This is a genomic window from Clostridium chromiireducens (assembly GCF_002029255.1).
Classification (GTDB): domain Bacteria; phylum Bacillota; class Clostridia; order Clostridiales; family Clostridiaceae; genus Clostridium; species Clostridium chromiireducens.
The window spans coordinates 23,840-33,510 of the sequence record NZ_MZGT01000054.1 but is presented as its reverse complement, the minus strand read 5'-3'; the positions used below and the strand labels follow the sequence as shown (position 1 = coordinate 33,510).

The 9,671-nt window shown below is 29.2% G+C and carries 8 protein-coding genes; 7 read left to right on the top strand and 1 reads right to left on the bottom strand.

Annotated features, from left to right (window positions below):
- Positions 1-185 precede the first annotated feature (185 nt).
- Positions 186-1,034: a LysR family transcriptional regulator gene (locus CLCHR_RS17660; protein ID WP_079441224.1), complete on the bottom strand. Its 849-nt coding sequence runs from the start codon at positions 1,032-1,034 to the stop codon at positions 186-188.
- Between the two features lie 166 nt (positions 1,035-1,200).
- Here CLCHR_RS17660 and CLCHR_RS17655 point away from each other — a divergent pair, with 166 nt between their 5' ends.
- From CLCHR_RS17655 to CLCHR_RS17620, 7 genes are all read left to right on the top strand, one after another.
- Entirely contained in the window at positions 1,201-1,776 is a 576-nt protein-coding gene (locus CLCHR_RS17655) for a flavodoxin family protein (RefSeq protein ID WP_079441223.1), read from the top strand.
- Between the two features lie 862 nt (positions 1,777-2,638).
- Complete coding sequence (locus CLCHR_RS17650; protein WP_079441222.1) at positions 2,639-2,953, top strand: CD3324 family protein; 315 nt, start codon at positions 2,639-2,641, stop codon at positions 2,951-2,953.
- A gap of 809 nt (positions 2,954-3,762) precedes the next feature.
- Positions 3,763-4,944: a serine hydrolase domain-containing protein gene (locus CLCHR_RS17640; RefSeq protein WP_079441220.1), complete on the top strand. Its 1,182-nt coding sequence runs from the start codon at positions 3,763-3,765 to the stop codon at positions 4,942-4,944.
- A gap of 260 nt (positions 4,945-5,204) precedes the next feature.
- A complete protein-coding gene (locus CLCHR_RS17635; RefSeq protein WP_079441219.1) occupies positions 5,205-6,491 on the top strand; it encodes a C40 family peptidase in 1,287 nt (428 codons plus the stop codon).
- 201 nt (positions 6,492-6,692) lie between these two features.
- Positions 6,693-7,082 carry a ribosomal maturation YjgA family protein gene (locus CLCHR_RS17630; protein ID WP_341456922.1) on the top strand — a complete coding sequence of 130 codons (390 nt, stop codon included), beginning with the start codon at positions 6,693-6,695 and terminating at the stop codon, positions 7,080-7,082.
- A gap of 178 nt (positions 7,083-7,260) precedes the next feature.
- Entirely contained in the window at positions 7,261-8,058 is a 798-nt protein-coding gene (locus CLCHR_RS17625) for a TIGR00266 family protein (RefSeq protein ID WP_079441217.1), read from the top strand.
- 366 nt (positions 8,059-8,424) lie between these two features.
- On the top strand, positions 8,425-9,669 hold the full coding sequence (locus CLCHR_RS17620) for an Nramp family divalent metal transporter (RefSeq protein WP_079441216.1): 1,245 nt from the start codon (positions 8,425-8,427) through the stop codon (positions 9,667-9,669).
- Positions 9,670-9,671 lie beyond the last annotated feature (2 nt).

Below are 9,671 nucleotides of genomic sequence, written 5' to 3'. Positions count from 1 at the left end.
ATATAAATATATTTATTGAAACTTTATTTAGATTTACTTATTAAATTTTAGCATTTGTAAATTCTATTAGCAATACATTGTTTAACTATTAGGTAAAAAGAGAAGAGTATTAGAACTCATCTGTAAATTATTCAATGACTCATAAACATTTAAAAATCATATTGTCAAGTTTATCTACTCAATTGTTACAATAGCATTGGTAAAAAATAAGAACTAACCTCTTTTTTCATTACAGCTGAAACAACTCTATGGATAGGCAGTTTTTTGATTTCACGTACTACTATTAAAGGATTATTTATATTATTCACGACCATTTTAGGTAAGATTGTTATACCTAAATGCTGTTCGACATATTTGATAACGGATTCTGTTTCTTCAAGTTCTAATATAATATTAGGGATAAGATTCATAAGATTACAATGTTCTCTAATCTTTGCTCGTATTGGACATGGATCCTTATATAAAATTAACTTTTCTTTAATTACCGTGAAAAAATCAATTTCATCAATATTCGCTAAATGATTTGTTTTACTCATAACTACGAAAAAAGGTTCAACTATTAATGGAATAGTAACAAAGTTGGGTTTTTCTATGACATCAGATACAAAAACTATATTGAATAAATTATCATCTAAACTAGCTATTAGTTTACTATTTGTATCCATGGATTCAATAAATACTTCATGATTCATACTCCTGAATTTATCAATATATCTAGGTAAAAAATATGTTATTAAATTTGGAAGGGCACCAATTCTAATCGTATCACCATTGCTAAATCCTTCAATTTTATCTATAGTTTCATTAATCATAGAAATAATCATATTAGAACGTTCATAGAAGTATCTCCCTGAAGATGTTAATTTTATACCACTAGGAGTTCTCACTAACAGGGAACAGTTCATAGATTTTTCTAAAATTGCTAATTGTTTTGTAAGAGCTGGCTGTGAAATAAATAAGTGCTGTGCGGCTTTGTTGAGACTACCGTGTTTAACTATTTCTATGAAATATTTCATTTGATCTACACTAATCATTTTTGCCTCCTATTATAACTTAAAGTTATATAGATATATTGTATAGATATTATTAAAATTTATATTTATAAAATATAATAAGACTATGTTGTACAACGTTTAAACTAATTTTAGCATAAAATATATAATTTTAAAACAATAATTATTAATCAGGAGTGGTATATAAATGAAAGTTATAGCTATCAATGGAAGTGCGAAAAAGAATGGAAATACTTCTATCATTATAGAAGCAATATTTAGTGAATTAAAAAAATCAGGTATTGAAACTGAATTAATTGATTTAGCTAATACAAAAATTAATGGATGTATAGGTTGTGGAAATTGTTTTAAAAACAAAGATAAGAAATGCGTTTTTAAGAATGATATTGTAAATGAATGTATAGAAAAGATGATTGAAGCTGATGGAATTATTTTAGGTTCACCAGTATATTTTGCAGATGTTACAGCAAATATGAAGGCGTTATTAGAAAGGATTGGTATGGTATCTAAAGTTAATGGCAATCTTTTTAAACACAAAATAGGTTCATCTGTAGTGGCAGTTCGTAGAGGTGGTGCAACACGTGCTTTTGATACTATGAATTATTTCTTACACTGTATGGAAATGTACTCAGTTGGTGGCACATACTGGAATATGGTATACGGGAAAGAAGTTGGTGAAGTGCTTAATGATATTGAAGGTATGAAGAATATGGAGTCTGTTGGAAATAATATGGCTTGGATATTAAATAAGATTAACAAATAATATTATCATTAATAACAAGGAATTATCTTCATACTAAGAATTTATGTAATAGGAAACTTTCATTATAAAAATTCTTTCCATTGAGAAATTTATCCAAGTTATGAGATAATTTAATTGCCGGTAATTCTATGGGAAAGGGGATGATTATATTGATCATAAGTAGGAGGTGGCCATTAGTCTAGGTACAGGCTAATGTAACCATCAGTTAATAAGGAGGCCATATGGCTTCCTCTATAACTTAGCTTAAAAAGTACACATTTATTTTCTGTATGTATTTTGGGAAATGTTGACATAAAGTAGAACATAAAGTAATATATAACATATAATGCAGTTGAAGAAATTCATATCTGCTTGATATAAAATTCAGATGAAGGAGGATGTATAATATGAATATTTTAATAGCTAGTAAAGAGGTAATTGATCAATAACTTAATATTGTCGGAAGCAGTGTAAAAATTTATAGTTTAGTTTTTTGTAATATCTATAAAAAGGATACAATTAGAGTTCGGTTACTCTTTATTTGTTGTGCTTTCGAAAAATAATTAATAACCGTCATCTGATGAATTAATATGGATTTAAATTTGGCAGAAGGCACGAGGGTTATCGTGTTTTTTTTATTGTCTTTTTTATATAATCCCGTGGATGGTTATGTGTCCACGGGATTTTTCTAGATTTATATAAAAACTAATCAAGAAAAATAAATAATAAAATTGTACTGTTGGTTTTTAAATAAGTTATTATATCCAATAGATTCGAGATGAAAGAGTAAAAAATAGCAAGTAAGATATGGGGGTGGTCTCAATGAAAAATTCTAAAATCGTAGTATTACTTGACACTGAAAATAACGAGGAGGAATTTAACGTTGTGTTACAAAAACGGAAAAGATATATTACCAGAAAAGCTTTTAAGGGAACTTCAAAAGTACATTCAAGGAGAAACAATATATATTCCTAAGAATGAAGAAAGAAAAGGATGGGGCGAAAACAATGGTACAAGACTAGCAATTAGAAAAAGAAATATGGAGATATATAATTTGTACAAAGAAGGAATAAAAATTTCTAACATAGCACAGACATATAATCTTTCTGAGGATAGTATAAGAAAAATTGTATTTAAATTAAATAATGAGATATTAAAGTTATCATGTAAGGCATTTGAAGAAGATGTTGATGCATAATGCCTAAAAGTTGGGAAAGTTTAATTATAATTATTTTTTAACTATTACTTACAGAATAAGAAAGGTAAACTATTATTATTAAGTTGTTTTAGTATTAAATAAACTGCTTAAGAGCCTTAAAAATATATTAAGTTAGGAGTGATGAATATGGGAAGCAATAATGCTGAATTTAAGGAATATTCTAGGAAAGGAATTATAAAAAATACAGAGTGAAGTTTGTATTTATTTAAAGGTAAGAATGAAATGAAAAAAGAAAATAGAATAGTAAATTTATTAACTTGCGTAAAAATTAAAATTAAAAATTATATAAGAACAATTTTTAAATTTATATCAAAGAAAAGTATTAAATGTAGTTATTCAAATTATGATTTTCAGAGACAGAATTATAATAACTACGAAAAATGCAGAATTGAAATCACTATGCAGATGCAAAAAGATAGAAACTTATTTTAAAATTTATATAGAATGGCCATCAATTCATTAAAATTGGTGGCCATTTCTCATAATGAAAATATATGTAGTTATTTTTCAATCTTCCGAGAATATGCTTAAGGCTGCAGATGCACGAACATCGTGACTTTTTCCAAGGGTGAATCCAAAAGGATAATTGATGAAAAGAGAAATAACTGATTTTATAAGAGTAAGAAGTTTCAAATGGATTTAATTAAGTATTAGTAAAGGTATTCAATAAATTGGTTCAATATGTTATAATAGTTAAATAATTTCTGAGGAAATGATTTAATGGATTTCTTTAGTATCGTGAGAATTAGATGAAAGTATATGTGGGAATTAAAGAGGAGGCATTCGAAATGTTAGGGAAGACTGAAATAGAACAAATTAAAAAGATATTAAGAAAGAACATAGATGATAATTTTATAGCTGGTGCAAACTTAAAGATAATTAAGGGAGGCAAAGAAATTTTCTATTATGAAGATGGCTTTGCTGATAAGGAAGCAGGAATTTCAATCAAAAGAGATTCTATTTTTAGACTATATTCCATGACAAAGCCTATTACAGCAGCTGCAGTTATGATACTTTTACAAAGAGGAGAAATCGATTTATATGAACCAGTAAGTAAATATATCCCGGGATTCGAAAAGCAGATGGTTGGTGCAGGTGATACTTTAGTTCCTGTCGATAGAGATGTCACGCTTAAGGATTTACTTTTTATGACATCGGGATTGGTTTATGGTGGTAATCATAGAGCAGGAAAAGATACAGAAGCTTTATTTAGAGAGATAGATGATAGATTATTAGGCGATACACCAATGAGCACAATAGAAGTTATAAATAAATTAGGGAGATGTGCCTTAGCTTTTCAACCAGGGACCTCTTGGGAGTATGGTACTTCAGCAGATGTTTTAGGTGCTGTTGTTGAAGTTGTTAGTGGTAAAAGATTAGGAGAGTTTTTTAAAGAAGAAATATTTCAACCACTAGGTATGAAAGACACAGGATTTTGGGTACCAGAAGAAAAAGGAAGTCGCCTTGCTAAAACTTATATAAATGATAATGGCGGGGATTTAGAAGTTTATACGGGGAATAATTTAGGAATAGTTAATAAGATGGATAGAAGTCCAGCATTTGAGTCAGGAGGAGCAGGATTGGTTTCTACAATAGATGATTATTCAAGATTTACTACCATGCTTATGAATGGTGGAAGTTTGGATGGCGTTCAGATCTTACTTCCTCACACAGTTAAATATCTAACATCAGGAACTTTGAATGCTGTGCAGCAGAAAAGTTTTGATAACTGGGTTACCTTAGGTGGACATAGTTATGGAAATCTAATGCGCGTAATGACTGATTGTAGTAAGGCTGGAGACTTGGGGAGCTCAGGAGAATATGGATGGGATGGCTGGCTTGGGCCATATTTCTGTAATTGTCCAGAAGAAGAATTAACATTCCTATTTATGATACAAAAAACTGATGCAGGGACCACTCATCTTACCAGAAAATTGCGAAATATTATTTTAAGTTCATGTTGTGAATAAATTAAACTAGTATAAATTTGTTAAAATCTTTTCCATAGTTTTGATTTATTTTTATTATTGTAAATATATTGAAAATAATCCAAATCATTAGTGGTTGATAAAATAACTAAGAATAAGCAAGAAAAAAGGGTACAAACATAGGAATGAATATAAAAATGTGGATTCTCAGCATATACTCAGATTGTTGACGATTACTAAAGGTGTTATAATGTTTATATTAGGGGACGGTAAGGGGGAAAGGTTTATTAAACCGACGAAATATGAAGAAAAGAATTATATCATTAGTTTTAGTAATCATAATGACTTTAGGAAGTTCAATATCAGCATTTGCAGCACCCGATAATGCACAATTAAATGAATCAAGGCAAAAATATGCTGAAATTGAAAATAGAATAAAAGACATTGAAAGTAAAGTTGACGAATTGAGTGCTCAAATTGAGCCGCTGCAAGTTGCAGTTGATAAAAATAAAAGGGAAATCGAAAATATTAATAATATAATGGAAAATACTAAGAAAGATATAAATCAATGTAAAAAAGAAATAAATGATTTAGACTTAGCGTTAGGTCAAAGAGTAAAGGCAATGTATAACTCAGGAGATCTGGAATTTAACTATGTTAATTTTGTACTTAAAGCAGATTCTAGCAGCGAATTCTTCTCAAGGATACAAGCTGTAACTGAAATTGTAGGAAAAGATAAATCAGCAATAGAAAATATTGAAGATAAGAAAAATGAGTTAAATAGTAAAGTGAAGTCTTTAGATGATAAAAAGAATGAAATAAATAAGCTTACTAAAGAAATTCAAGATGATTTAAGTGAATTAGATAAAAAGAAGAGAGACCAACAGGCTTTAGCAGAACAGGCAAAGGTAGAAAGAAGCAAATTTGATGCTGAATATTTATCACAATTAGAAAGGGAAGCTGTAAAATCTCAGTTTGATACGATAGATAGTTCAAGTAGTACATATGCAGATGTTCAAGGTGCAATTAGTCAATTAATTAGTATTAGAGATAATCAGATAAAAAGTCCAATTATTATTAAAGAGATTAATAGCAAACTTGATAATGCAAAGGTAATAGCAAGTCAAAAGAAAGCAGCTGAGGAAAAACAAGCAGCTGAACGTGAAAGACAAGCTCAAGCACAAGCCAAAGCTTCAAATACAAAAGTAGATACTAAAAAAGCAAATACTAAAGTATCTGCTCCTTCAGCAGGAAATGCTCAGGCTGTTTTAAATGAAGCATATAAACATTTAGGAACTCCTTATGTCTGGGGAGCAACAGGTCCGGATACTTTTGATTGTTCAGGATTTACTTCTTATGTTTATAGAAATGCCACGGGAATAGACATTTCAAGAACAACCTATACTCAAATAGATGTTGGACAATCTATTAGCCGAGATGAACTTAAACCAGGAGATTTGGTATTTCCTAATCCTGGGCACGTGGGAATATATGTAGGTAATGGACAAATGATACATGCTCCTCAAACAGGGGATGTTGTAAAAGTAGGTCCTGTATATAATTTTTATGCAGCAAGAAGGATATTGTAGTTAGAATAAAATTCTATTCAGCATAACTTATGAAAGGTTAGAAAGAGTAATTCTTTCTAACCTTATTATTTACATCCGATAATAATTAAATAATTTTTTAAATATTTTATTTATGAACTTCAGAATAAAACTAAAGGAATATATATGTGAATCTATTAATAAAATTATATTATTTTTAACTCGGTTGAATTTGTGTTAAGGATGGGAGTAATATTGATGAAAATTAATTGTAAAAATTTGAGCATATTTGTAATTTTATTAATGGTCGAAATAGCAATTGCGCTATTTATACATGATAAAATAATTAGGCCTTTCATAGGGGACGTCTTAGTTGTATGTTTGATCTATTTCTTTCTTAAGAGTTTTATTAATAAAGGAAAATTCTTAATATTATATGTTTTTTTATTTGCCTGCTTTATTGAATTTACTCAATATTTGAATATAATTTCTTTTTTGCATTTAGAAAATGTTAAAATAGTCCAAATAGTATTAGGATCAACTTTTGATGTGGGTGATATTTTTTGCTATTTCATAGGAACTGTACTGATATATGCTTATGAAAAATTAATTTTCAATTATACATTTAAATAGATTATTAAGGTTAGACTAAAATTAGAGGTATGTGAATAAAAAACAGTAAAAGTGCTAAATTAAATTTTAATTAAATACAATTGTTTATTTATAGAAAATAATATATTATAAAGTAAAATATCCATAATGATTTAATAAGTAAGTAAAATTTATTTAAATTAGTAAAGGGGAATGAAATATGTATGCACACGAAATAGACTATACTATTTATGGCGATGATATGCAGTATGTGGAAATTGAATTAGACCCAACAGAAACTGTAATTGCAGAAGCAGGGTCAATGATGATGATGGACTCAAACATACAAATGGAAACCATCTTTGGAGATGGATCAAAGCAGAATTCTAATGGCTTTATGGATAAGCTTTTTTCGGCGGGTAAAAGGGTACTTACAGGAGAAAGTTTATTTATGACGGCATTTACAAATTCAGGTACTTTAAAAGAAAAGGTATATTTTGCGGCACCTTATCCCGGAAAAATACTTCCTATGGATTTAAGCACACTTGGTGGAAGGCTAATATGTCAAAAAGATGCCTTTTTATGTGCAGCAAAAGGTGTTTCTGTAGGGATAGATTTTAGAAAAAAATTAAGCGTAGGTTTCTTTGGCGGAGAAGGATTCATTCTTGAAAAATTAGAGGGAGATGGAATGGCTTTTATACATGCTTGTGGTGCAATTGTTAAGAGAAATCTTATGCCAGGGGAAATATTAAAAATAGATACTGGATGTATTGTTGCTATGACTAGGGATGTACAATATGATATACAATTTGTAGGTGGAATTAAAAATACTCTGTTTGGAGGAGAGGGTGTGTTCTTTGCTACAGTTTCAGGTCCGGGAACAGTGTGGATACAAAGTTTACCATTTAGCAGACTGGCTGAACGTGTATTTGCAGCAGCGCCAACTGCAGGCGGAAGAGGCAAAGAAGAAGGCAGTGTACTTGGTATGTTAGGTAATTTCTTAGATGGGGACAATTAATTTAGAATTAATCTAAATAGAGTGGGTATTTTATAGAAATGACTTAAATTGTTATGGTACAATAATTTAAGTCGTTTTCTTGTACACTGATATTCTGGAGTTAATTTATATATAAATAAATTTATAATTGGTTATTTAGGTACATATATCTTTCGGTAATGTAACTTAAAATCCCATTAAGAAGAGAATGTTGAGGAGTGGCATTTTAGTATTTTATGGCATAGTATATTAGAAATTAATTATTAAATATTAATAAGGATATATATTATAATTGCTAGGGTAAGTGTTTATACATTAAACAGTAAGATTTTAAGTCTTTACTAACGATAATGATTATCATATAATAAAGAAGAGAGGTGATTAATTATGGCGGAAAAATCCAAAAAAACAGTTAGAAATAAGCTTTTGGGGGCGGACCTGTTAAAGTATATTGGACCTGGAATTTTAGTTACAGTTGGATTTATAGATCCAGGAAATTGGGTGTCAAACATAGCAGCAGGATCAAGTTATGGTTATAAATTACTTTGGATCGTTACATTATCTACAATAATGCTTATTATATTGCAACATAACGCTGCTCATTTAGGAATAGTAACAGGATTATGTATTTCTGAAGCAATCAATAAACATGTTAATAAAAGTATTGGAAGAGTAATTACACTTACAGCAATGTTAGCAGCTGTAAGTACAGCAATGGCAGAAATTTTGGGAGCTGCGATAGCTTTGAAAATGTTATTTAATATGCCTTTGAAAATAGGAGCTTTAATTTCTGCATCAGTAATAGTTGTTATGTTATTTTCCAACTCCTATAGAAAAATTGAGAAAGTAATTATTGGATTTGTATCGATAATTGGAATATCATTTATATTTGAAACTTTTTTGGTTGATATAGATTGGGGAGAAGCTCTGCAAAGTGCAGTTATACCCAGTATACCATTAAATTCTTTGCCGATAATAATGAGTGTTTTAGGTGCAGTCGTAATGCCACATAATTTATTTTTACATTCAGAAGTAATTCAAAGCAGGAAATGGAACTTGAAGGACAAGTCAATCTTAGAGAAACAATTAAAATATGAATTTATGGATACATTGTTATCTATGATAATTGGATTTATAATAAATAGTGCTATGATTTTAGTTGCAATAACATTTTTCAAAAATAATATTCAGGTTACCGAACTTGAACAAGCTCAATCAATGTTAAAACCGTTACTTGGAAATTCGGCTTCGATAGTATTTGCAATAGCATTGCTTTTTGCAGGCTTAGCCTCATCAGTTACTGCAGGAATGGCTGGAGGTTCTATATTTGCAGGATTATTTGGAGAAGAATATGATATAAATAATAAGCATAGTAAAACAGGTGTATTAATAACAATATTATTTTCATTAGTTGTAATATTTTTTATTAACAATCCATTTCAAGGACTATTATATTCTCAAATGTTATTAAGTATACAGTTACCTATAACCATTTTCACTCAAATATACTTGACATCCTCAAAGAAAGTAATGGGTGTATATAAAAATACACCGGTTGAAAAAATAACATTATGGATAATTGCTGGAATAGTTACAATTTTAAATATAATGTTATTAGTAAATTCCTTTTAAAC

Bases quoted from the DNA above. Each gene is read 5' to 3' on its own strand.
- CLCHR_RS17660 (WP_079441224.1), bottom strand. From the start codon at position 1,034: ATGATTAGTGTAGATCAAATGAAATATTTCATAGAAATAGTTAAACAC.
- CLCHR_RS17655 (WP_079441223.1), top strand. From the start codon at position 1,201: ATGAAAGTTATAGCTATCAATGGAAGTGCGAAAAAGAATGGAAATACT.
- CLCHR_RS17640 (WP_079441220.1), top strand. From the start codon at position 3,763: ATGTTAGGGAAGACTGAAATAGAACAAATTAAAAAGATATTAAGAAAG.
- CLCHR_RS17635 (WP_079441219.1), top strand. From the start codon at position 5,205: ATGAAGAAAAGAATTATATCATTAGTTTTAGTAATCATAATGACTTTA.
- CLCHR_RS17630 (WP_341456922.1), top strand. From the start codon at position 6,693: ATGGGAGTAATATTGATGAAAATTAATTGTAAAAATTTGAGCATATTT.
- CLCHR_RS17625 (WP_079441217.1), top strand. From the start codon at position 7,261: ATGTATGCACACGAAATAGACTATACTATTTATGGCGATGATATGCAG.
- CLCHR_RS17620 (WP_079441216.1), top strand. From the start codon at position 8,425: ATGGCGGAAAAATCCAAAAAAACAGTTAGAAATAAGCTTTTGGGGGCG.